Raw genomic sequence first — 22,314 nt, forward strand, 5'->3', positions numbered from 1 at the left:
GATCACGCCCGCCTTTGTGTGTTCGCCGTCACACGCGCGGGTCGCACGCGCGCGGGACGCACACCGCCCCGGCACCGCGCCGGTGCCATACCCGCGCGAATCGGGGGCACTCCACACAGCGATCGCATGGCGTCCGAAACGGGTGTCTCCTAGGCTCGTACCGAGGGCACCCGCTTGTGACCCCTGCACCTTGCAGGGACGTTCGTACGAAGGGAGCCCACCATGGCCGTTGACCCCACCGACCCGGAGACGTTCGAAGAGGACGACGACTTCGGGGAGATCGACGTCGAGGCGCCGGAGAACGACGCCGCCGAGCAGGCCCAGGACGTGACCCCGAAGCGCGACGACCCCCTGGAGGACGTGGATCCCGCCCGGGCCGACGAAGCCGATCTCGTCGAACAGGCACGCGTCGTCTCCCTCGACGAGGACGACTATCGCTGACATGGGCCGAGCTGGAGCGCGGCGGAGTATGCCCGTAACATCCCGGTTCAAACCTCTTTACACCGCTTTTGTCGTCGTCCAGTCCGTGAAATTCTGCACGCGCACCGCGCACAGCACGGTTACCGAAAAGTACGATGGCGTCGCGGCGCTCACCGCATGAGGACCACTTTGGGAGGCGGCGTGACAGCCATCGAGCAGACAGAGGCGGCACGCCCGCGAGGCACCCGCCTGCCGCGTCGTGCCCGTCGGAACCAGCTGCTGGGCGCCGCCCAGGAAGTCTTCGTGGCGCAGGGCTACCACTCCGCCGCCATGGACGACATCGCGGAGCGGGCCGGAGTCAGCAAGCCGGTGCTCTACCAGCACTTCCCCGGCAAGCTCGACCTCTACCTGGCCCTGCTGGACCAGCACTGCGAGTCGCTCATCCAGGCCGTGCGCGGCGCGCTCGCCTCGACGACCGACAACAAGCAGCGGGTCCGGGCCACGATGGACGCGTACTTCGCCTACGTCGAGGACGACGGCGGCGCCTTCCGCCTGGTCTTCGAGTCGGACCTGACGAACGAGCCCGCGGTGCGCGAGCGCGTCGACAAGGTCACCACCGAGTGCGCCGAGGCGATCTGCGAGGTCATCGCGGAGGACACCGGCCTCTCGCGCGCGGAGTCGATGCTGCTCGCCTCCGGTCTGGGCGGCCTCGCCCAGGTCGTGGCGCGGTCCTGGCTGCACAGCGACCGCAGCGTGCCGCGCGACCAGGCGGTGCAGCTGCTGGCCTCGCTGGCCTGGCGGGGCATCGCCGGTTTCCCGCTGCACGGCACCGATCAGCACTGACCGCGGGGGCGCCCGGCCGTTTGTTCCCGCCCGCTGTTCGCTCCTGGCGTGGACGGCCACGCCGTGAACGTCCCCTCACCGGGCTAATGTGTGCAGCGTACGGCGCGGACGCCCGCGCACCTCATGACCGTCGGAGGGACATAGCCGTGGAGGTCAAGATCGGCGTGCTGCACGCACCCCGCGAGATCGTTCTGGAGAGCGGTCAGACTCCCGAGGAAGTCGAGCGCGTGGTGGCCGAGGCCCTGGCCGGAAAGTCGCAGCTGCTCAGCCTCGTGGACCAGCACGGCCGCAAGGTCCTGGTGCCGGCCGACCGCCTGGCCTACGTCGAGCTGGGCGAGCCCGCCCCGCGCAAGGTGGGCTTCGGCGCTCTGTAGGCGAAGCAACGCGAGTGGGCCCGGCGACCAGATGGTCGCCGGGCCCACCTGCGTTCCTGCCGCCGGAGATCCCCACCGGAGATCCCCGCCGGACATTCCCGCCGGACATTCCCGCCGTCGGGCGCCCGGCCGGTTTCGCTGTCGGCGTCTTCTCCACAGATGGAGCACAAGTCGGCCACAGAGGAGGATTGCATTCCGCAGGTCACGGGTATGACGGGCTACGACCTTGGTGCACAGCCCCAACCGTCCGGGAGGGACCCACATGATCTTGGAAGCGCTCGGCTCCGCTGTGCTCGGTCTCGTGCTCGCGTGGGCGGCGGTCCACCGCTTCTCGCACCGTCTGCCGGTGCGCACCCTCGTCTTCGCGACGGGCGTCGCCGGAGCCCTGTTCGGTGACTTCGTCACCCACAGCGCGCTGGGCCCCGGCACCGCCCTGGCGAGTCTCCTCGGCGCCGGGATCGTCTCCGCCGCCTCGCTCTCCCTGCTGTTGCGCCCGGCCGGCCGACTCCGCCGGCGGTCGGCCCCGGCCTGAGCCCGGCGACGACCGGTGACAGCCGGAGGGGAGGGGCCCGTGCTGCCGCTCCCCCGCGACTCGACCGGCCGGAAAGGCCCTAGGCCGCCAGCCCCAGTGCCGCCATCCGCTTGGTGTGCGCCTCGGTGATCCGGGAGAACATCCGGCCGACCTCGGCGAGGTCGAAACCGTCCGCGACACCGCCCACGAGCATCGTCGACAGCGCGTCGCGGTCCGCGACCACCCGCTGGGACTGCGACAGGGCCTCGCCCATCAGCCGCCGCGCCCACAGCGCGAGCCGTCCACCCACCCGCGGGTCGGCGTCGATCGCGCCACGCACCCGGTCCACCGCGAAGCCGGCGTGGCCGGTGTCGTCGAGCACGGCCAGCACCAGGGCCCGGCTGTCGGTGTCCAGGCGCACCGCGACCTCGCGGTAGAAGTCACTGGCGATCGAGTCGCCGACGTACGCCTTGACGAGGCCCTCCAGCCAGTCCGACGGGGCAGTCTGCCGGTGGAAGCCGTCGAGCGCGGCGACGAACGGCTCCATCGCCAGCGTCGGCTCCTCACCGATCTCGGTCAGCCGGTTGCGCAGCCGCTCGAAGTGGTGGAACTCGGCCGACGCCATCTTCGCCAGCTCCGCCTTGTCCTCCAGCGTCGGCGCCAGCTTGGCGTCCTCCGCGAGCCGCTCGAACGCCGCCAGCTCGCCGTACGCCAGCGCACCCAGCAGATCCACGACCGCCGCCCGGTACTGCGGGTCGGCCGAGGCCGTGGTCCAGTCCTGGGCGGCGATCCCGGTGGCGGTGTTCTCAGGCTTGTCAGAGGTCGTCATGAAGCGCACAATAGCCCGCTCGTCGCACGGGGGAAGTCCCTGGTCAATCAGTGTGACAACGAAGACGTACGGGACCACCCCCGGCACTGTGACAACCACAACGTGACCGAATCGGCCATCGCGTGTGCGCGATTCCGGGGTATGGTGGTAATGCGCCTGCCGAATATTCGACGGGCCGCACGTATGAGGATGCCCGGTCGGTGGCCCGATCGGCTCCGACCCGACAGCCCTCCTCGCCCGTACGGCACTGTGCGTACGGAAACCCGGAGGGGACCCCCTCAGCGGTACGAGCGCTAGAGCGTCGGCAGAGGTCCCGTGTCCTGACGGCTGGCCCGTGAGGCAGTCGACGTCCCCCGGCACGGTCCTGACACGACCCCCGCGCTCGCCTCGCACCGCGCACACAGAAGAGGCAGCACCCTGACTACCACGTTCCGAGAGCTCGGCATTCTTTCCGAGACCGCTGAGGCCCTTGAGGCCGTCGGCATCATCAGTCCCTTCCCGATCCAGGAGATGACGCTCCCGGTGGCCCTCACGGGCACGGACGTCATCGGCCAGGCCAAGACCGGCACCGGCAAGACGCTCGGCTTCGGACTCCCGCTCCTCGAGCGCGTGACCGTCCCCGCCGACGTCGAGGCCGGCCGCGCCCGGCCCGAGGATCTCACCGACGCCCCGCAGGCGCTCATCGTCGTCCCCACGCGTGAGCTGTGCACGCAGGTCACCAACGACCTGCTGACCGCGGGCAAGGTACGCAACGTCCGCGTCCTGGCCATCTACGGCGGCCGGGCCTACGAGCCCCAGGTCGAGGCCCTCAAGAAGGGCGTCGACGTGGTCGTCGGCACCCCGGGCCGACTGCTGGACCTCGCGGGCCAGAAGAAGCTCGACCTCAAGCACATCAAGTCGCTTGTCCTGGACGAGGCCGACGAGATGCTCGACCTGGGCTTCCTGCCCGACGTCGAGAAGATCATCAACATGCTTCCGGCGAAGCGTCAGACCATGCTGTTCTCGGCGACCATGCCGGGCGCGGTCATCGGCCTCGCCCGCCGCTACATGTCGCAGCCCACGCACATCAACGCCACGTCGCCGGACGACGCGGGCAGGACCGTCGCGAACACCAAGCAGCACGTGTACCGCGCGCACAACATGGACAAGCCCGAGATGGTGGCGCGCATCCTCCAGGCCGATGGCCGCGGCCTGGTCATGGTGTTCTGCCGTACCAAGCGCACCGCCGCCGACCTGGCCGACCAGCTCCAGCAGCGCGGCTTCGCCTCCGGCGCGGTCCACGGGGACCTCGGCCAGGGCGCCCGTGAGCAGGCGCTGCGCGCCTTCCGCAACGGCAAGGTCGACGTCCTCGTCTGCACCGACGTGGCCGCCCGCGGCATCGACGTCGAAGGCGTCACGCACGTCATCAACTACCAGTCCCCCGAGGACGAGAAGACCTACCTGCACCGCATCGGCCGTACCGGCCGCGCGGGTGCCAAGGGCATCGCGGTCACGCTGGTCGACTGGGACGACATCCCGCGCTGGCAGCTCATCAACAAGGCGCTGGAGCTCGAGTTCAGCGACCCGCCGGAGACGTACTCCACCTCTCCGCACTTCTTCGAGGAACTCGGCATCCCCGCGGGCACCAAGGGTGTTCTGCCGCGCTCGGAGCGCACCCGCGCCGGGCTCGACGCGGAGGAGCTCGAGGACCTCGGCGAGCCGGGCGGCCGCGGAGCGCGCGGTCGCAGCGACCGGGGCGGCCGTGGTGACCGCGGTGGCCGTGGTGACCGGGGCGGTCGCGACGACCGCGGTGGCCGCAGCGATTCCCGTACCGGCGACCGGACCGCGGAGCAGACCGAAGAGCGCGAGCGTTCGGCGCGTACGCCCCGTCGCCGTCGTCGTACGCGCAACGGCTCCCCGCTCGACGCGACGCCCGCCGGAACCACGGCGGCCGAGCAGGCCCCCGTGGCCGAGCCGACGCCCGTGGCGGAGGAGGCCGCAGGCCCGCGTACTCCGCGCCGTCGGCGCCGCACCCGCAACGCGTCCGCGCACGAGGCCGCCGTCGTGACGGCCGTGCCGGCCGGCGCTGCGGCTGTCGAGCCCGTCGCCGAGGTCGCGGAAGCGGCTGTGGCGGCCGTGGCGACGGCCGAGGACACCGCTCCGCAGGCAGCTGCGGAGACCGTGGCCGCGCCGCGCCGCCGCCGTACCCGCAAGACGGCGGAGACCGTGCAGGCCGTGCAGGCCGTGCAGACCGAGGCGGCCGCACCGGTCACGGTGGCGGAGTCGCCGGCCGCCGAGGCCGCTGTCGACACCGCTGAGGCGACGGAGGCCAAGCCGCGCCGCCGCACCCGCAAGGCGACGGCTCCGGCCGAAGCCGTGGTCGAGACCGTCGAGGCCCCGGAGGCCGTCGCGGCCGCCGAGACCGTGGTCAAGCCGCGTCGCACCCGCAAGGCGGCAGCCGCGGCCCCGGCCGAAGCAGCCGTCGACACGGCCGAGGCGACCGAGGCCAAGCCCCGCCGCCGCACCACCCGCAAGGCCACCGAGACGGCGGCCGGCACGGCCGACATCCCGGCCCAGGCCACCCAGGAAGCGGAAGCCACCAAGCCGCGCCGCACCCGCAAGACCGCCGCCACCACCCCGGCCCCGGCCGAGGCCGAGACCGCGGTCGACACGGCGGAGGGTACGGAGGCCAAGCCGCGCCGCCGCACCCGCAAGGCGACGGTCCCGGCCGAAGCCGCGACGGACACGGTCGAGGCCACCGAGGCCAAGCCGCGCCGCACGCGCAAGGCCGCCGCCACGGCGACGGCGACCGTCGAGGCCCCCGCGGCCGTCGAGCCCGAGGCCAAGCCGCGCCGCACCCGCAAGGCAGCGGCTCCGGCCGAGGCCGCGGTCGACACGGTCGAGACCACCGAGGCCAAGCCGCGCCGCACGCGCAAGGCCGCCGCCACGGCGACGGAGCCGATCGCGGCGGCCGCCGCGGCGGCCGCCGCCGCGGTCAAGCCGCGCCGCACCCGCAAGACGGCAGCCGCGGCCCCGGCCGAAGCAGCCGTCGACACGGCCGAGGCGACCGAGGCCAAGCCCCGCCGCCGCACCACCCGCAAGGCCACCGAGACGGCGGCCGGCACGGCCGACATCCCGGCCCAGGCCACCCAGGAAGCGGAAGCCACCAAGCCGCGCCGCACCCGCAAGACCGCCGCCACCACCCCGGCCCCGGCCGAGGCCGAGACCGCGGTCGACACGGCGGAGGCGAAGCCGAGGGTGCGTCGCACCCGCAAGGCGACGGTTGCCGCGGAGCCTGCGGACGGCTGATCCACCGGCATGGCATGACGGCCCGACGGCCCGGTCCCTCCTCGGCGAGGGGCCGGGCCGTCGGCGTTCCCGAGGGAGCGTTCGGAAGAGCGTTCCGGGAGAGGTACCAGGGACGGCGTGCGGTGGGCCCTCCCGGTAGCCTCGGGGCGTGACCAGGCCCAGCACCAGCAGCCCCTTCCCGCCGCCCCCGGGCGCGCTCTCGTATCCGCTGCGGACCGAGCGCGGCGAGTTCGCCGTCGTCGACGCGCCCGTGCCCGCCGGTGTCGAGCAGCGGGGTGTCGCGCTGCTGATGCCCGGCTTCACCGGCAGCAAGGAAGATTTCCACCGGATGCACGAGCCGCTAGCGGCCCGCGGCTACCGGACCGTCGCCGTGGACGGACGCGGTCAGAACGAGTCCGACGGACCGGCTGTCGACGAATCCGCTTACGCGCGCGAAGAGTTGGCTCGGGACGTGCTGGCGCAGGCGGCGGCTCTCGACACCCCTGTGCACCTGATGGGGCATTCCCTCGGCGGTCAGATCGCCCGTGCCGCCGTGCTTCTCGACCACTCCCCCTTCCTGTCGTTCACGCTCGTCGCCTCGGGCCCGGCCGAGATCTCGGAGTCCCAGAAGCAGCGCGTGAAGCTGCTGCACGACGCGCTCGCGGTGATGACGATGCCGGAGGTGTGGGAGGCGATCCTGGCGATGGGTCCGCCGGAGGAGGTCGGCGGTCCGGCCCGCGGCCCCGGCGACCCCGAGCTGTTGCGCCGACGCTGGATGAATCACAAGCCTGCCCAACTCCTGGTGACCGGGCGCCAGTTGTGCGTGGAGCCGAACCGGGTCGGTGAACTCGCCGCCGTTCCCCTGCCGTTCCATGTCCTGTCGGGTGCGCGGGACGACACCTGGCCGGTGCCCCTCCTCGACGACATGGCCGTGGAGCTGCGGGCGCACCGGACGGTCGTCCCGGGCGCCGAGCACTCGCCGAACCAGGACCAGCCGCTGCCGACGGCCCACGCGCTCGCCGACTTCTGGGACCGTCACCCCGGGTGCCGGGGGCCCGTCGGGCCGGTCAAGCCCTAGGGCGCGTCCGGCGGGAATTGTCGGACACGCCCGAGGGACTGTCCTGGCGATCATGAGCGGAGCCAGATGACGAGTGCCGCGGCGGTGACGGTGCCGAGGTGGACGTAGGCGCGTTTGTCGTATCCGGTCGCGACCGCGCGGAACTGTTTCAGCTTGTTGATCGCCCGCTCGACGGTGTTGCGCTTGGCGTACCGCTCCTGGTCGAAGCCGGCTGGCCGGCCACCGGTGTCCCGTGCCGCAGACGGCCGGCCGCTTGGTCATCTTTCTCCGGGATGACGTGCCGGATCCCGCGTCCACGCAGGTGGGCGCGGGTGCGACGGTTGCCGTAGCCCTTGCCGGCGCTGACGCTGGCGGGCACCGGCCGCGTGCTGGTGAGCGCGCACGGAGGTGGAGTCCACGGGCACGTCCCGGTCGATGTCCCCGGCCGCGTCCGCCTCGGCCTGCACCCGCTGGAGCAGCCGCTCCCACGTTCCATCCGCCGACCGACGCCGACGCCGTGGTCGAAGTCGCCGTTGGCGAGCGGTGCGCGGACTTTCAGGACGGCTCCGGCGCCGGCGCTCCGCCCGGCCGTCGACGCGTTCGTCCGAGTAATTCGCTACCCGGCGGCCGGAGCCCCGTGGTACACAACCGCCGTGCAAAACATCTTGGAGTTCCCCGAGGTCCTGCGGCTGATCGAAGACCGCTCGGCCGCGTTCCGCGCTGCGATAGCTTCCGCCCCCGATCTTGACGTCCAGGTCCCGACCTGCCCGGACTGGACGCTGCGCGAACTGGCGCAGCACCTCGGTGACGGCCGCCGCCGCCAGGCGGCCATCGTCGCGGCGGGCCCGGGCGCCGAGCCCCCGGCGAAGACAGACCCGAAGGGCGCCCCGACCGCGCCCCGCGACCGCGAAGCCCTGGACGCCTGGCTCGCCGAGTCGACCGAGCTCATGCTCGACGCGATGCGCGCGGCCGGCCCGGACCGCGGCTGCTGGACCTGGTGGGGCCGCTCGCAGGCCCCGGAGACCAGCGGAGCCGTGGCCCGGCACCAGATCCAGGAGCTCGCCGTCCACACCTACGACGCCCAGCTCACCCAGGGCGCCGCACGGCCGCTGCCGACGGACGTCGCGGTCGAGGGCGTCGACGAGTTCCTGACGACCGTCTCGGCGACGACCGTCCCCTGGCCGTTCAAGCCGGCAACCATCGACCTGCACACGACCGAGGGCCGCTCCTGGCGCCTGACCCTCAACGCCGACGGCGTCCGCTGCGGCGACCTCGCCGCCGACGCGGAGCCGGGCGACATGGCGATGCGAGGCGCAGCGAGCGAACTGGTCCTCTACTTCTACGAGCGCGTCCCGCTCGACGGCCTGGAGACCACCGGCGACACCGAGCCGATGGAGCAGCTCGCAGACTGGGATCCGAACGAGTAGAACGCGCACTTGTGACGCGTCCGTCGGTGGTGCGCGCGTTCCTGCGGGCGCCACCGGGCCCGGGTTTGCGGACTTCGCGCGGCTGCGGGCAGGCTGCGGGCCTGCTGTTCGAGGGCGCGCCGACCAGGGATACGGCCACCATGGCCAGGACAGCCCCTAGTACTGCGTCTGCACGTGCTCCCAGAAGCCGTCCCGCAGGGCGCGTCTCAGGTCGGCCTGGCCGCGCAGGGAGTACTGGAGGATGCCTTCCGCCTCCACGAGAAGATCCTGGTCGACGGAGCCGGGGAGGTAGGGGTGGCCCGGCAGCAACTCGGCCAGCGACTCCCTGCCCCGCGCCGCCAGCCACTTCGCCGCCACCTGCGCGCCGACGAAGCGGACGGCCTCACGGGTGGGCCTGTTCGCGCCGGGGCCCTCGTAGGCCTGGGCGGCGCGCCGTGAGACATACGGCTTGAAGAAGTCGAGGTCGAGGGTGCGCTGGCTGTCGACCTCCCAGAGCAGCGGATCGGCCTGGTTGCGGCCTTCCGGCGCCTCGATGCCCCAGAGGTGCACCCGGGCGCCGTACCCCTGCGCGGCCTCCACCGCCGAGACCAGGTCCTCGTCGCCGCCCAGCAGGGCCGCGTCGCTGATGGCCCGGTGCCGGGCCAGGGACTCCAGGTCGGTCCGGATCAGCGAATCGACGCCCTTCTGCTGGTTGTTGGCGTTCAGGTTGCCCAACCGCACCTTCACGTCCGGCAGTTCGGCGATGGACTGCTGCTCGGAGGTGTGGATGCGGCGCCGGGCGCCGTCGTACCAGTAGACGCGCAGCAGCCGGCTGTCGGCGAAGATCGAGCGGGCGCGGTCGATGAGCGCCTCGATCAGACCCTCGGCGTCGAGATCGAAGGCCCTGCGGTCCTCGGTCCCGGCCACCAGGCGCCCCGCTGCCGCGTACAGATACCCCGCGTCGACGAAGATCGCGTGGGTCGAGGGTGTCTTGGCCACCTCGGCGAGCATGCGTGTCAGCAGCGCGTTCGTGCGGTCGATACGGTCGGCGAGGGCCGGGAGGTCGTCGTTCATCGCCTCCATTGTTCCGGTGGTCACGCTGCGAACACAACCGGTCCCGTTCAGTCTCCGCAAACCCACTTACTCGTCAGTAATTAGTCGTTCGAAAAATTTCTTTAGCGTAGGGAATGTTTGTAACACGCATCCCGTTGACTCCCTGTGTAACCAAGTAGTTCTCCTCAGGAGGATGACCAGACGAAGGGAGAAGCCCATGCGCTTCGAAATCATGCGACTCGACGACGTCGACGGCACACCCGTGGACAGCACCGTCGTAGACGCCGCCTCCGTCAATCGGATCGTTCAGCAGGCCGCCGCCATCGGGCAGCGGCTGTGGATCCGTCCGGCCGACACCTCGGCCTCGTAACGCGGGTCCCCCAACAGGTTTCAGAGGCCCCCCACGGCGATGCCATGGGGGGTCTCTGCGCGTACCGGGGCCCGGTCAGCCGGCCCGGATCACCTGAGTGATCCCGTTGATGATCTGCTGCACGGCGATCGCGGAGAGCATCATGCCCGCGAGCCGCGTCACCAGGACCACGCCGCCGTCCTTGATGACCCGGATGATCAGCAGCGAGTAGCGCATCACCAGCCACAGCACGACATGGATGGCGAGGATGGCCACCCAGACCGACACCTGCGTCGCCGCACTGTCGGCCTTCTGCACGGCGAGGATGACGGACACGATCGCACCGGGCCCGGCCAGCAGCGGCATGCCGAGCGGGACGAGCGCGACGTTGACGTCCTTGGTCTGCTTCGGCTCGTCGGTCTTGCCGGTGAGCAGGTCGAGCGCGATCAGCAGGAGCAGCAGCCCGCCCGCGATCATCAGCGCGGGGACGGAGACGTGCAGATAGTCGAGGATCTGGTGCCCGAGGAGCCCGAAGAGGGTGATGACTCCGCCGGCCACGCAGACCGCCTGGAAGGCCATCCGCTTCTGCACCTTGCCGGGGCGTCCGGCGGTCAGCGCGAGGAAGATCGGAGTGATCCCGGGGGGATCCATGATGACAAAAAGGGTGAGGAAGAGGGAGCCGAAGACGGCGACGTCGAACATCAGTACGGAAGCCTTGCGGGAAAGGGGGTGGGCCGGGACGCGTGGAGGTGAGCCTCAGGCTCCGCCGGTGCCCGGCACCGGGAACGCGCCGGTGGCGCGCCGGGTGATCTCCCCGTACACCTCGGGGTCGGTCGTGTACTCGCCGAGCACACAGGTCTTGCGGCTGCCGTGGTAGTCCGACGAGCCGGTGACCAGCAGCCCCAGATCGGCGGCGAGCCCGCGCAGCCGCGCGCGCGTGTCCGCGTCGTGGTCCATGTGGTCGACCTCGATACCGTCCAGGCCGGCGGCAGCCAGTTCGGCGACCACGGACTCCGGCACCGTACGACCGCGCTTGCTCGCGCCCGGGTGCGCGAAGACGGTGACCCCGCCCGCGCCCTTGACCAACCGGATCGCCTCGAAGGGGTCGGTCTCGTGCTTCTCGACGTGGGCCCGGCCGCCGTCGGACAGCCAGTCCTCGGTGAAGGCGTCGTTCACGGTCGGCACCACGCCGAGCTCCACCAGGGCGGTGGCGACATGCGGCCGCCCGACGGACCCCTCGCCCGCGATCCGCGCGACCTGCTCCCAGGTGACGGGGACGCCCAGCTCGTTGAGCCTGGCGACCATCGCCCGCGCCCGCGGCACCCGGTCGTCGCGCACCAGCTCACGCTCGGCGAGCAAGGCGGGCTCCTCGGGGTCGAACAGATACGCCAGCATGTGCATGCTGATGCCGTCGACACGGCAGGACAGCTCGGCTCCGGTCACCAGCGTGAGCCCCCGCGGCAGCGCGGCGACGGCCTCGGCATGTCCCCGGGTGGTGTCGTGATCGGTCAGCGCGACGACGTCCAGACCGGCGGCACCCGCGTTGCGGACCAGCTCGGCCGGGGTGTCCGTACCGTCGGAGGCCGTGGAGTGGCAGTGCAGATCGATGCGCACGACGCAGGCTCCAGGCGGTGACGGGACGGAAGGGGACGCTCCAGCATAGCCGGTAATCACAGCACCCCTGTCACACCCAAAACCACCAAGCACCCCCTACACGCACCCCACAGAACCCCCGACCCACAACACACGTACGGCACCGGCCACCCCCTAGGGGCGCGGGATACCGCGCGACCAGCCACGACGGCGCGGCAGTCAACCAGGACCGGAAGCGCAACGCACCCCCGCCAGCCGGACGCGGGGGAACGCTAAGGCTTCAGCAGGCGCGGCGACAGCGCCCCGCACGGCACCAGTTCCAGCTCGGCCCCGGCGTCCCGCAGATCCGTGAGCACCAGCTCGTCGTACATCAGCAGCCCGGACTGCTCGGGCCACACCACCGCCCACAGCCACAGCCCGCGCGCCTCCCCCGCGAAGACGGCCCGGTCGTCCGGGGTGGCGGAGACATGCCAGAGCGGGGTGGGCCGGCCGGCGGCCAGGACCTTGGCCTGCGGGGGTTTCTCGACGCTCATGTACGGACCCGGGTCCGGCCCGTCGACGCCGGCATAACGCGCGCCCAGCCCGACCCCCAGCTCCTCGGCGACCAGGATCAGCTCACCCATACCGCCGAGGGGGCCGGGACCGGAGCAGGCCACCGCGGTGGCACGGCCTCCACTGCGGTCGTCCCCCGCGTACGTCACGCCCGTGAAGAGCCAGCCGACCGGCAGCGGCCACGGCATCCACACCGGCACCTGCGTGCGATGCACGACGACGCTGAGAGCCTCGACGCTGGGCGGGATCACGGGCTGAAGCGGATGCACCGTCCCGTGCACATCGCACTGCCAGGAATCGGCGAAGAGTCCGGGAGCCCTGACCCGGCCACCACACTTCGGGCAACTGGGTTCGCCCCTCATAGAGCCCCACGGTCCTACCCGAGCACGCCCACGTCAAGGACGATCACCCGTCCGGACGGAAGTGACCTCCCGGCGACCGCCCCGGCCACCCCTCGGCCGCCTTGTCAGCCACTCCCCGCCCCGATATAGATGCAACTTGCATTAATTAGGTGATCTAACTTATCGTGTGTATATACCAACTACCTTCCGAGGGGTGAGCGGAACCATGGACCCATTCGATGCCGGAGCCGGAAGCATCCTGCGACAGCCGAAGGCGGTGTGGGCGACGGCCGGCGCGTCCGTCGTCGCCTTCATGGGCATCGGCCTCGTCGACCCGATCCTGCCGTCCATCGCCCAGGGGCTGGACGCCACGGCCGGCCAGGTCTCCCTGCTCTTCACCTCGTACTTCCTGATCACCGCGTTCGCGATGCTGGTCACCGGCTTCGTCTCCAGCCGGATCGGCGGCCGCAGGACTCTGCTGGTCGGCCTCGCCCTCGTCGTCGTCTTCGCGGGCCTCGCGGGCACCTCGGGCTCGGTCGGCGAACTCGTCGGCTTCCGGGCGGGCTGGGGGCTCGGCAACGCGCTGTTCGTGTCGACCGCCCTCGCGGTGATCGTCGGCGCGGCGGCCGGCGGCAGCGCGGCCGCCATCCTGCTGTACGAGTCCGCCCTCGGCCTCGGCATGGCGTGCGGACCGCTGCTCGGCGCGCTGCTCGGCGACGCCAGCTGGCGCTACCCGTTCTTCGGCACCGCGTTCCTGATGGCGATCGGCTTCCTGTGCATCACGGTGTTCCTGAAGGACCAGCCGAAGCCGGCCCGGAAGATCTCCGTCCTGGACCCGATCAAGGCGCTCGGGCACGGCGGTCTCGCCTCCGCCGCGGCCTCGGCGTTCTTCTACAACTACACGTTCTTCACCGTGCTGGCCTTCACCCCGTTCGTGCTGGACATGACCCCCTACAAGTCGGGGGCGGTGTTCTTCGCCTGGGGCGTACTGCTCGCCGTCTTCTCGGTTCTCGTGGCGCCGCGGCTCCAGGAGCGGTTCGGCTCGCTGAGGGTGCTCGGCGGCTCGCTGGTGCTGCTGGCCGTCGACGTGTTCGTCCTCGGGTACGGCGACCACACCACGGCGATCGTCTGCACGATCCTGTCGGGCGCGTTCATCGGCGTGAACAACACCGTCTACACCGAGTTGGCGCTCGGCGTCTCGGACGCCCCGCGTCCGGTGGCGAGCGCCGGCTACAACTTCGTGCGGTGGTTCGCCGCCGCGGCCGCTCCCTACTTCGCGCCGAAGATCGAGGAGTGGACCGACATCCATGTCCCGTTCGCCGTCGCGGCGGTCACCGCGCTGCTCGGCGCGGTCGTGGTCGTCGTCCGACGCAAGGCGCTCACCGGCGAAGCCGAGGAACTGGAAGCGCGGCACGCGACGCAGGACGGGGTCTCGGTCTTCGCCGACTGAGCCGACCGGGCATCAACTGACGATCGAAGCCCGAGGGTTGGTGACATCGGTCACCCGAACCTCAATCGAGCGGGACGGACCTGCGGGACGGATCCCGCAGGTCCGTCCCGTTCGTCAGCCAGCGCTCCTGGAGGGCCTGGGCGCCGTGCACGCGCTTCCAGGCGGCCTCGTTGGGTGTCATGGGGAGCAGGGGCAGGAAGCGGACCGGATCGAGGGGCTCGTCGAGGTCGAGATCCTCGACCAGACCGCCCGGCTCGGCGACCAGGACCGAGGTGAACGGGGCGCCCGGCCACAGGGGTTCACCCACGTCGAGGGAGCTGCCGGGAGCCACGACCACACCCTCGACCTGCGGGGACGCGGCGAGCACGGCCAGCGGGCGGAGCACCTTGTCGGTGTCGGACGCGCCGGGCCGGACGGACAGCACCAGCTCGGCACGCGGCCCCTCGACCGGGTCGGCGAGCATCGCCGTCGGGTCGCTCATCGGCTGCGCGGACATGCCGAGCGTGGCGTAGCGGACGACGTCGCCCTCGTGGAAACGCAGCACCTCGAGGCGGTCCGTACCGAGGAAGGTGACCGCGGCGCGGGCGTCCGGTTCGCCCAGCGCGCTGCGCAAACGAGCCTCGACCAGAGGAAGAACATCAACCATGCGGCGAGCATAGAACTCGTCGGTGCTGGGCAAAGCAGCGCCTTGACACTTCAGTCGACTGCTATTCTGAGCCGGTGGTTCGGGGCAGCACGCAGAAGCGTCGCGATCTTGCCCCGACCCAGACGAGACTCCCTTACGAGGGACCGGCTGGAGGAGGTGGGGCTGTCATGGATCGAAGTCACCCGTGCAGTACCACTCGCTCTTCCTGCCGCTGACGCAGCTGCTCCGGCTTCTTGGCCCCCGGCTGGTCGCCACCTCTCGCGCTCATCTTCATGCGGAAGAGCACTTCGTTTCCTTTTTCACCTGATCTGCTCGATCTGTCTGATCCGCCAGATCTCTCCGGTCTGATTCAGTAGCGAAGCTCGCCACCGCGACGGAGCGGTGCTCCCCGCTTTGTGGACGTGCCAAACCTCCGCTCTCAGGACGTCCTCATTCCGGGCAGTTCCACCCGTCGTGGCGGTCTTTCTTTGCTAGTCGCGAAGGAGCCTGCCATGTCGATGATCCGCGACCTCCGTGCCGTTGTCCGCCCGGCCCGTCCCTCCCTGCGCAAGGGGGGCGGGCGTACGGACACCGGCGCCTACGACACCACCCGCGACCCCGCGACGCCGTCGGCCGTCGTCGACTGCGCGGTCTACCGCGACGGCGCGCGCGTCACCTACGCGCAGCCCCCGACCCCGCAGGAGGCCATGCGCCGGGTGCGGCGCGACGGAGGCTTCGTGTGGATCGGCCTGCACGAGCCGACCGAGGCCGAATTCGCCGGTATCGCAAGCGAGTTCGGGCTGCACCCGCTGGCCGTGGAGGACGCCGTGCAGGCGCACCAGCGGCCCAAGCTGGAGCGCTACGACGACTCGCTCTTCACGGTCTTCAAGACCATCCACTACATCGAGCACGACCGGCTCACGGCCAACAGCGAGGTCGTCGAGACCGGTGAGGTCATGTGCTTCACCGGCAAGGACTTCTTCATCACCGTCCGGCACGGCGGCCAGGGCTCGCTGCGCGCGCTGCGCCACCGCCTCCAGGACGACCCCGAGCTGCTCGCCAAGGGCCCCTCGGCGGTGCTGCACGCCATCGCCGACCACGTCGTCGACGGCTACATCGCGGTCGCGGACGCCGTCCAGGACGACATCGACGAGGTCGAGACGGAGGTGTTCTCGCCGGGACGCAAGGGCACCCCGCGCGGCACGGACGCCGGCCGGATCTACCAACTCAAGCGTGAGGTACTGGAGTTCAAGCGCGCGGTGTCGCCGCTGCTGCGGCCGATGCAGCTGCTGAGCGAGCGGCCGATGCGGCTGGTCGACCCCGACATCCAGAAGTACTTCCGGGACGTCGCCGACCACCTCGCCCGGGTCCAGGAGCAGGTCATCGGCTTCGACGAGCTGCTCAACTCGATCCTCCAGGCCAACCTCGCGCAGGCCTCCGTCGCGCAGAACGAGGACATGCGCAAGATCACGTCCTGGGCCGCCATCATCGCCGTACCGACGATGGTGTGCGGGGTGTACGGGATGAACTTCGACTACATGCCGGAACTGCACTGGAAGTTCGGCTATCCCGTGGTCATGTCGGCCATGGTGGCGCTCTGTGTCGGCATCCACCGCACGTTGAAGCGCAACGGCTGGCTGTGAGGGCCCCGGTACCGGCTGGCTAGGGTTGAGCCATGACAAGAGAGCTACTGCTCGACCAGGCCCTCGTCGAGGAGGCCACCAAGAAGTCCGGCCTCGTCTGGGTCCAGGGCGCCGGTGAACCGGCCGCGCGTGCGCTGTGGCACGTGTGGCACGAGGGCGCCGTCTGCCTGGTCGGCGACGGGCCCGGGGAGCAGCCGCTGGCCGGGCTGACCGAGGGCGGTGCGGCCGAGGTCACCGTCCGCAGCAAGGACAAGGGCGGCCGGCTGGTCTGCTGGACGGCGGAGGTCGTCACCCTCGCGCCGGGCTCCGAGGCGTGGCAGGCGGCCGTCGCCGAGCTCAAGGGCAAGCGGCTGAACGCGCCCGACGGCGAGGCGATGACCGAGCGCTGGGCGCGCGAGTGCCGGGTGCTCCGCCTGGAGCCGACGGGGACCACGCTGCCCCTGCCCGAAGGGGATCTGGCGGCACGGCCCGTGCCCTCGCCCGCCACCACGCGAGAGCCGGCGCCGGCGGGGCTGCCGAAGCTGCTGCTGCGCAGGCGCAAACGCGCGTAGCCGGCACCGCGAGCGGTCGGGGGGCCGGTGCCGCGCGCGGCGGCTCACGAGGTCGGGAGCTGCTTCCCGTAGTCCACCGTCTCGTCCTTCGCCGGTTCCTTCAGCGCGAAGTCCTTGCCCCAGGAGGAGAAGCTCAGCGTTCCTGCTCCGCCGGCGCGTTCCAGGCGCAGCGGGTAGGGCTTGCCCTCCAGCGACACGTCCAGCTTGCCGCCGGAACCGCCGTCGCCCGTGATGCGGATCGTCCGGACGCCGGACTGCTCGTGGTGGCCGTCGGTGGCCAGCGAGCCGTGCAGCGTCAGCAGACCGTCGAGGAGGAGGTCCTTGTCCGTGAAGCCGCTGAACTTCTTGTACGAGGGGTCTCCCGTCGGCACCTTCACGTACTTGCCGTCGAGCTTGTCGGCGGCCGCCGTGTCCGAACCGTCCTCGCCGGACTTGCCGTCCTCCTTGTTCCAGAACGCCGCGTCGGCCTTCAGGTACAGCTGCTCGCCGACCCGCAGCAGGTGGAAGGTGGCACCCTCGGCAGTGACCGAACCGGTGCCGCCGTCCGCCTTCAGGCTCATGTCCAGCTTGTACGTGTGCCCGCTGGTGACCACGCTCCCGGAGAGCCGCACCTCGTCCACGGCGCCGGCCGCGGCCTTCGTCTTCGCCTGGATCTGCGCGGCGGACAGCTTGCCCACCCCGTTCGTGCCCGCGTCCGGATCCTCGCCGCATCCCGTCAGTCCCATGCCCACGACCAGTGCGCACATCGCGCTCACCAGCGAGGCGCGGCGAGTTCGGCCCTGGGGAATCGCAGTCACAGAGAAGGCCGCCTTTCTGCGGGGGTGTGCTGAGCGGCGTACGGCAGCGTACCGGGGTCGCGGTGCGCGAGCGGAGCCAGTCCGTCCGGACCGCCCACCAGGGCGGATCCGATCGGGACGGGCTAGCCTGAAGCCCGCACGAGCGGGCAATTGGGAAAAGAACATCACCGGCAACAGAAGAAGGAGGTGCGGCATGGCGGCGGGCGCCCCGCGGATCTTCGTCTCGCACCTCTCCGGCGTTCCGGTCTTCGACCCGAGCGGCGACCAGGTGGGGCGGGTACGCGATCTGGTCGTCGTGCTGCGGGTGCGGCGGAGGCCGCCGAGGGTGCTCGGACTGGTCGTCGAACTGTCCACCCGGCGCCGCATCTTCCTGCCCATGACCCGGGTGACCGGCATCGAGTCCGGCCAGGTCATCACCACCGGCGTGCTCAACGTCCGCCGCTTCGAACAGCGGCCCACCGAGCGCCTCGTCTTCGGGGAACTGCTCGACCGGCGCGTCACGCTCGGCGAGACCGGCGAGGAGGTCACCGTCCTCGACGTGTCGGTGCAGCAGCTGCCGGCCCGCCGGGACTGGGAGCTCGACCGGGTCTTCGTGCGCAAGGGGAAGAAGGCGAGCGCCTTCCGGCGGGCGAAGGGCGAGACGCTGACCGTGGAGTGGTCGGCGGTCACCGGGTTCTCGCTGGAGGAGCACGGACAGGGCGCGGAGAGCCTCCTCGCCACCTTCGAGCAGCTGCGCCCCGCCGACCTCGCCAACGTCCTGCACCATCTGTCGCCGAAGCGGCGCGCGGAGGTCGCCGCCGCGCTCGACGACGACCGTCTCGCCGACGTCCTCGAGGAACTCCCGGAGGACGACCAGATCGAGATCCTCGGCAAGCTGAAGGAGGAGCGCGCGGCGGACGTCCTGGAGGCCATGGACCCCGACGACGCGGCCGACCTGCTCTCCGAACTCCCGGAGCAGGACCAGGAGCGGCTGCTGAGCCTGATGCAGCCCGACGACGCGGCCGACATGCGGCGCCTGATGTCGTACGAGGAGCACACCGCGGGCGGGCTGATGACCACCGAGCCGATCATCCTGCGCCCCGACGCCACCGTCGCCGACGCCCTCGCGCGGGTGCGCAACCGCGACCTCTCCCCCGCCCTCGCCGCGCAGGTCTACGTCTGCCGCCCGCCCGACGAGACCCCGACCGGCAAGTACCTCGGCACGGTGCACTTCCAACGGCTGCTGCGCGACCCCCCGTACACGCTGGTCAGCTCGATGCTCGACGACGATCTCCAGGCCCTGGCGCCGGACGCGGCGCTGCCCGTCGTCGCCGGGTTCTTCGCGACGTACGACATGGTCTCGGCGCCCGTGGTCGACGAGGCGGGCTCGCTGCTGGGCGCGGTGACCGTGGACGACGTCCTGGACCACATGCTGCCGGAGGACTGGCGGGAGACGGAGTTCCACCTCGACGAGGACACGACCGAGGAGGTGGGCCCGCATGGCTCCTGAGCGCGAGAGCGGGCGCGTTGAGCGCACCCCGGTCGGCGCCACGGCGACCAGCCGTCCCCGGGCCCGGCTGGACCAACCGCGGCCGCCCCGGCACCGGATCCTGCCCGAGTGGGACCCGGAGGCCTTCGGGCGGCTGTCGGAGCGCATCGCGCGGTTCCTGGGCACCGGACGGTTCATCGTCTGGATGACGATCGTCATCATCGTCTGGGTCCTGTGGAACATCTTCGCCCCGCGCGACCTGCGCTTCGACAACTACCCCTTCATCTTCCTGACCCTGATGCTGTCGCTCCAGGCCTCCTACGCGGCCCCGCTGATCCTGCTGGCGCAGAACCGGCAGGACGACCGTGACCGGGTCAACCTGGAGCAGGACCGCAAGCAGAACGAGCGGTCCATCGCCGACACCGAGTATCTGACCCGGGAGATCGCCGCCCTGCGGATCGGTCTCGGCGAGGTCGCCACCCGGGACTGGATCCGCTCGGAGCTCCAGGACGTGGTCAAGGAACTGGAGGAACGGTGGGACGGCCATCGCGAACATGCCGTATTCCCGGCAGAACGGTCGCGGGGACGTGACGTAGAAGACCGGTGACGGGCTTACCTGCGCCCCCGTCCAGCGCCGTACCATCGTCCTTATGGCTAGCGAAGACGCGGTGCGCGAGGCACTGGCGACGGTGAACGACCCCGAGATCAACCGGCCCATCACCGAACTGGGGATGGTGAAGTCGGTAGAGATCGGCGTGGACGGGACGGTCGCGGTCACCGTGTACCTGACGGTCTCCGGCTGCCCGATGCGCGAGACGATCACGCAGCGGGTGACCGACGCGGTCTCCCGGGTCGACGGCGTCACCCGCGTCGACGTCACTCTCGACGTCATGAGCGACGAGCAGCGCAAGGAGCTGGCGAACGCCCTGCGCGGCGGCCAGACCGAGCGCGAGGTCCCGTTCGCCAAGCCCGGCTCGCTGACCCGGGTGTACGCGGTCGCGTCCGGCAAGGGCGGCGTCGGCAAGTCCTCGGTGACGGTGAACCTGGCGGCGGCGATGGCGGCCGACGGTCTGAAGGTGGGTGTCGTCGACGCCGACATCTACGGCCACAGCGTGCCGCGCATGCTGGGCGCGGACGGCCGTCCCACCCAGGTCGAGAACATGATCATGCCGCCGTCCGCGCACGGCGTGAAGGTCATCTCCATCGGCATGTTCACCCCGGGGAACGCCCCGGTCGTCTGGCGCGGCCCGATGCTGCACCGCGCGCTCCAGCAGTTCCTGGCCGACGTGTACTGGGGCGACCTGGACGTGCTGCTGCTCGACCTCCCGCCGGGCACCGGCGACATCGCGATCTCCGTGGCGCAGCTGGTTCCGAACGCCGAGATCCTGGTCGTGACGACCCCGCAGCAGGCGGCGGCCGAGGTGGCCGAGCGGGCGGGCTCCATCGCCGTGCAGACCCACCAGAAGATCGTCGGCGTGGTCGAGAACATGTCCGGCCTGCCCTGCCCGCACTGCGGGGAGATGGTCGACGTCTTCGGCACCGGCGGCGGACAGTCGGTGGCCGAGGGCCTCACCCGCACGACCGGCGCGAACGTCCCGGTGCTCGGCTCCATCCCGATCGACGTCCGGCTGCGCGAGGGCGGCGACGAGGGCAAGCCGGTCGTCCTGACCGACCCCGAGTCCCCGGCCGGCTCCGCCCTGCGGGCCATCGCGGGCAAGCTCGGCGGCCGGCAGCGCGGTCTCTCGGGACTGTCGCTCGGCATCACGCCCAGGAACAAGTTCTAGCCCGGCGCTCCGGCCCGGCCGCGAGTCCCGTACATCGCCTTCCCACGAGAGCGGGGGCGCCGTCCAGCACGGCCGGCGCCCCCGCTCTCGTACGGCTGATCAGGTGTAGGTCTCGATGTCCTTGATCATGGCGAAACCGAGGCCGTACGCGCTCATGCCCCTCCCGTACGCCCCCACGTGCACCCCTTGCGAGGTCGAGCCGGCCAGCACCCAGCCGAACTCCGACTCGCGGTAGTGGAAGGACGTCGGCACGCCGTCGACCGGCAGGGACAGCGTCGACCAGTCCGGCCCCGCGAGATCGTCGGCGAGGACCCACGCCGTCTCGGTCTGCTGGTCCAGCCAGTCGTCGCGCAGGCTGTGGTCCATCTGGCCCGGCCAGGTGAAGGTCAGCAGGCCCACCCCCGCCAGCCAGGCCGCCGAGGACACCGAGGTGGCCTCCAGCAGGCCCGTGCCGTCCGGGCTGCGCCGTACGGGGTTCGCGGCGACGGTCACCACGACCGCGAACTTCCCGCGGTCCTCACCGGCCGTCTCGTGCCGTACGGAGGGTTCGTCACCGTGACCGATGGAACCGTGCTCGACGGCCCCGTCGGCCGCCGCACCCACCTGCATCAGCCAACGCGGCCCCGTGAAGGCCTCGTCGAGGCCGTACCAGGGGAAGGGTGCCTCCAAGTAGCCGTCGACCGTACGCCGCGCGGAGGGGACCTGCTGTCCGCCCTCCGCGGCCGGCGTCTGCTCGACTGCCCGACTCGTCGTCTCCATGTGCCCGGACGCCTCCTCGTTCTCGACGGAACGACCGGCCCGCCCCCCTTCGGGCGTACTCGTCCGCTCCGCACAACAACCAGGCAGCATAGCCACCCCGCTCCGCGCCGCCGGGAAGCCGCCCGGCGCGTACGGCGTGCGCCCCCTCACATCGGGGAGCGCGAGTCACTCAGGTGGCGTCCGCGTCGTAGGGCGGACGGTCGTCCTTGGCGGGCTCCTCGGGCTTCTTGGTCATGTCGATACGACCGTCCCCCGAAGACGCCGCCGAACCCGACGAAATCGCCGAGGCGGCCGAACCCGAGACGGCGGCGTCCGTGTCGCGGCTGTGGACCGCGTCCGTGACCTCTGCCATCTCCTTCTTCAGGTCGAAGCCGTTGCGGATCTCCTTGAGCCCCAGCTCGTCGTTGTCCAGCTGCTTGCGGATGAACGTCTTGGGGTTGAGGTCCTCGAACTCGAAGTCCTTGAACTCAGGACCCAGTTCGCTGCGGATGTCCGCCTTGGCGCTCTCCGAGAACTCACGGATCTTCCGGACGGTACGCATCACGTCCTGGATGACCTTCGGGAGCTTGTCCGGACCGAAGACGAGCACGGCCAGGACGACGATCGTCACCAGCTCGAGCGGTCCTATGTCATTGAACACCT

Annotated in this window: 23 protein-coding genes and 1 pseudogene; 14 read left to right on the forward strand and 10 right to left on the reverse strand. The window is 71.1% G+C overall.

The window, feature by feature from the left end:
- Positions 1-222: 222 nt before the first annotated feature.
- From OHU34_RS14815 to OHU34_RS14830, 4 genes are all read left to right on the forward strand, one after another.
- Complete coding sequence (locus OHU34_RS14815; protein WP_142266076.1) at positions 223-441, forward strand: hypothetical protein; 219 nt, start codon at positions 223-225, stop codon at positions 439-441.
- 180 nt (positions 442-621) lie between these two features.
- Entirely contained in the window at positions 622-1,263 is a 642-nt protein-coding gene (locus OHU34_RS14820; protein WP_020130830.1) for a TetR/AcrR family transcriptional regulator, read from the forward strand.
- A 146-nt stretch (positions 1,264-1,409) separates the two neighbouring features.
- Positions 1,410-1,637 (forward strand): DUF3107 domain-containing protein, encoded by a 228-nt coding sequence (locus tag OHU34_RS14825; protein WP_020130831.1) that lies wholly within the window; start codon positions 1,410-1,412, stop codon positions 1,635-1,637.
- Between the two features lie 262 nt (positions 1,638-1,899).
- On the forward strand, positions 1,900-2,169 hold the full coding sequence (locus tag OHU34_RS14830; protein WP_020130832.1) for a hypothetical protein: 270 nt from the start codon (positions 1,900-1,902) through the stop codon (positions 2,167-2,169).
- A gap of 79 nt (positions 2,170-2,248) precedes the next feature.
- On the opposite strand, the gene OHU34_RS14835 is transcribed toward OHU34_RS14830, so the two are convergent.
- Positions 2,249-2,986: a ferritin-like fold-containing protein gene (locus OHU34_RS14835; protein ID WP_020130833.1), complete on the reverse strand. Its 738-nt coding sequence runs from the start codon at positions 2,984-2,986 to the stop codon at positions 2,249-2,251.
- A 501-nt stretch (positions 2,987-3,487) separates the two neighbouring features.
- On the opposite strand from OHU34_RS14835, the gene OHU34_RS14840 reads away from it, so the two are divergent.
- Positions 3,488-6,265, forward strand: coding sequence for a DEAD/DEAH box helicase (locus tag OHU34_RS14840; RefSeq protein WP_200839794.1), 2,778 nt, complete (start codon positions 3,488-3,490; stop codon positions 6,263-6,265).
- Between the two features lie 148 nt (positions 6,266-6,413).
- On the forward strand, positions 6,414-7,322 hold the full coding sequence (locus OHU34_RS14845; RefSeq protein ID WP_142266074.1) for an alpha/beta fold hydrolase: 909 nt from the start codon (positions 6,414-6,416) through the stop codon (positions 7,320-7,322).
- Between the two features lie 50 nt (positions 7,323-7,372).
- Here OHU34_RS14845 and OHU34_RS14850 read toward each other — a convergent pair.
- Positions 7,373-7,795, reverse strand: a pseudogene (locus tag OHU34_RS14850) (transposase); the annotation flags it as partial.
- A gap of 159 nt (positions 7,796-7,954) precedes the next feature.
- On the opposite strand from OHU34_RS14850, the gene OHU34_RS14855 reads away from it, so the two are divergent.
- Positions 7,955-8,728 (forward strand): maleylpyruvate isomerase family mycothiol-dependent enzyme, encoded by a 774-nt coding sequence (locus OHU34_RS14855; protein WP_405766726.1) that lies wholly within the window; start codon positions 7,955-7,957, stop codon positions 8,726-8,728.
- A 156-nt stretch (positions 8,729-8,884) separates the two neighbouring features.
- On the opposite strand, the gene OHU34_RS14860 is transcribed toward OHU34_RS14855, so the two are convergent.
- Positions 8,885-9,781, reverse strand: a complete 897-nt coding sequence (locus OHU34_RS14860; protein WP_200839947.1) for an NYN domain-containing protein — start codon at positions 9,779-9,781, stop codon at positions 8,885-8,887.
- Positions 9,782-9,977: 196 nt separating this feature from the next.
- Between OHU34_RS14860 and OHU34_RS14865 the strand changes: the two genes are divergently transcribed.
- Positions 9,978-10,130 carry a hypothetical protein gene (locus tag OHU34_RS14865; RefSeq protein ID WP_007384531.1) on the forward strand — a complete coding sequence of 51 codons (153 nt, stop codon included), beginning with the start codon at positions 9,978-9,980 and terminating at the stop codon, positions 10,128-10,130.
- Positions 10,131-10,205: 75 nt separating this feature from the next.
- Here OHU34_RS14865 and OHU34_RS14870 read toward each other — a convergent pair whose 3' ends face one another.
- The 3 genes from OHU34_RS14870 to OHU34_RS14880 all read right to left on the reverse strand — a co-directional run bounded on the left by OHU34_RS14870 (position 10,206) and on the right by OHU34_RS14880 (position 12,616).
- Positions 10,206-10,811 carry a MarC family protein gene (locus OHU34_RS14870; RefSeq protein WP_405766728.1) on the reverse strand — a complete coding sequence of 202 codons (606 nt, stop codon included), beginning with the start codon at positions 10,809-10,811 and terminating at the stop codon, positions 10,206-10,208.
- A 54-nt stretch (positions 10,812-10,865) separates the two neighbouring features.
- Positions 10,866-11,723, reverse strand: coding sequence for a PHP domain-containing protein (locus OHU34_RS14875; RefSeq protein ID WP_142266070.1), 858 nt, complete (start codon positions 11,721-11,723; stop codon positions 10,866-10,868).
- Between the two features lie 251 nt (positions 11,724-11,974).
- Positions 11,975-12,616, reverse strand: coding sequence for a DUF6758 family protein (locus OHU34_RS14880; RefSeq protein WP_028806532.1), 642 nt, complete (start codon positions 12,614-12,616; stop codon positions 11,975-11,977).
- 205 nt (positions 12,617-12,821) lie between these two features.
- On the opposite strand from OHU34_RS14880, the gene OHU34_RS14885 reads away from it, so the two are divergent.
- Positions 12,822-14,045, forward strand: a complete 1,224-nt coding sequence (locus OHU34_RS14885) for an MFS transporter (protein ID WP_142266069.1) — start codon at positions 12,822-12,824, stop codon at positions 14,043-14,045.
- A 61-nt stretch (positions 14,046-14,106) separates the two neighbouring features.
- Here the strand turns inward: OHU34_RS14885 and OHU34_RS14890 are convergent, their stop codons facing one another.
- Positions 14,107-14,691 carry a suppressor of fused domain protein gene (locus OHU34_RS14890; protein ID WP_142266068.1) on the reverse strand — a complete coding sequence of 195 codons (585 nt, stop codon included), beginning with the start codon at positions 14,689-14,691 and terminating at the stop codon, positions 14,107-14,109.
- A gap of 491 nt (positions 14,692-15,182) precedes the next feature.
- Here OHU34_RS14890 and OHU34_RS14895 point away from each other — a divergent pair, with 491 nt between their 5' ends.
- Positions 15,183-16,313 carry a magnesium and cobalt transport protein CorA gene (locus OHU34_RS14895; RefSeq protein WP_020127911.1) on the forward strand — a complete coding sequence of 377 codons (1,131 nt, stop codon included), beginning with the start codon at positions 15,183-15,185 and terminating at the stop codon, positions 16,311-16,313.
- Between the two features lie 32 nt (positions 16,314-16,345).
- Positions 16,346-16,864, forward strand: a complete 519-nt coding sequence (locus OHU34_RS14900; protein ID WP_142266067.1) for a hypothetical protein — start codon at positions 16,346-16,348, stop codon at positions 16,862-16,864.
- Between the two features lie 44 nt (positions 16,865-16,908).
- On the opposite strand, the gene OHU34_RS14905 is transcribed toward OHU34_RS14900, so the two are convergent.
- The gene (locus OHU34_RS14905; protein WP_142266066.1) at positions 16,909-17,661 is read right to left on the reverse strand and encodes a hypothetical protein; all 753 of its coding nucleotides are present in this window, start codon (positions 17,659-17,661) and stop codon (positions 16,909-16,911) included.
- A 193-nt stretch (positions 17,662-17,854) separates the two neighbouring features.
- Between OHU34_RS14905 and OHU34_RS14910 the strand changes: the two genes are divergently transcribed.
- From OHU34_RS14910 to OHU34_RS14920, 3 genes are read left to right on the forward strand one after another with little or no spacing between them, the layout of a single operon-like run.
- Complete coding sequence (locus OHU34_RS14910; RefSeq protein WP_142266065.1) at positions 17,855-19,150, forward strand: magnesium transporter MgtE N-terminal domain-containing protein; 1,296 nt, start codon at positions 17,855-17,857, stop codon at positions 19,148-19,150.
- Positions 19,140-19,736 (forward strand): DUF1003 domain-containing protein, encoded by a 597-nt coding sequence (locus tag OHU34_RS14915; RefSeq protein WP_142266064.1) that lies wholly within the window; start codon positions 19,140-19,142, stop codon positions 19,734-19,736. Before OHU34_RS14910 ends, OHU34_RS14915 begins: the two co-directional genes overlap by 11 nt.
- A 43-nt stretch (positions 19,737-19,779) precedes the next feature.
- Positions 19,780-20,913, forward strand: a complete 1,134-nt coding sequence (locus OHU34_RS14920) for an Mrp/NBP35 family ATP-binding protein (RefSeq protein WP_054242707.1) — start codon at positions 19,780-19,782, stop codon at positions 20,911-20,913.
- Positions 20,914-21,012: 99 nt separating this feature from the next.
- Here the strand turns inward: OHU34_RS14920 and OHU34_RS14925 are convergent, their stop codons facing one another.
- Both OHU34_RS14925 and OHU34_RS14930 read right to left on the reverse strand, forming a co-directional pair.
- Entirely contained in the window at positions 21,013-21,672 is a 660-nt protein-coding gene (locus OHU34_RS14925; RefSeq protein WP_142266063.1) for a hypothetical protein, read from the reverse strand.
- Positions 21,673-21,841: 169 nt separating this feature from the next.
- Positions 21,842-22,312 carry a sec-independent translocase gene (locus tag OHU34_RS14930; RefSeq protein ID WP_020127918.1) on the reverse strand — a complete coding sequence of 157 codons (471 nt, stop codon included), beginning with the start codon at positions 22,310-22,312 and terminating at the stop codon, positions 21,842-21,844.
- Between the last annotated feature and the right edge of the window lie 2 nt (positions 22,313-22,314).

The sequence above is a fragment of the Streptomyces sp. NBC_00080 genome (assembly GCF_045041255.1).
Taxonomy (GTDB): Bacteria; Actinomycetota; Actinomycetes; order Streptomycetales; family Streptomycetaceae; genus Streptomyces; species Streptomyces coriariae.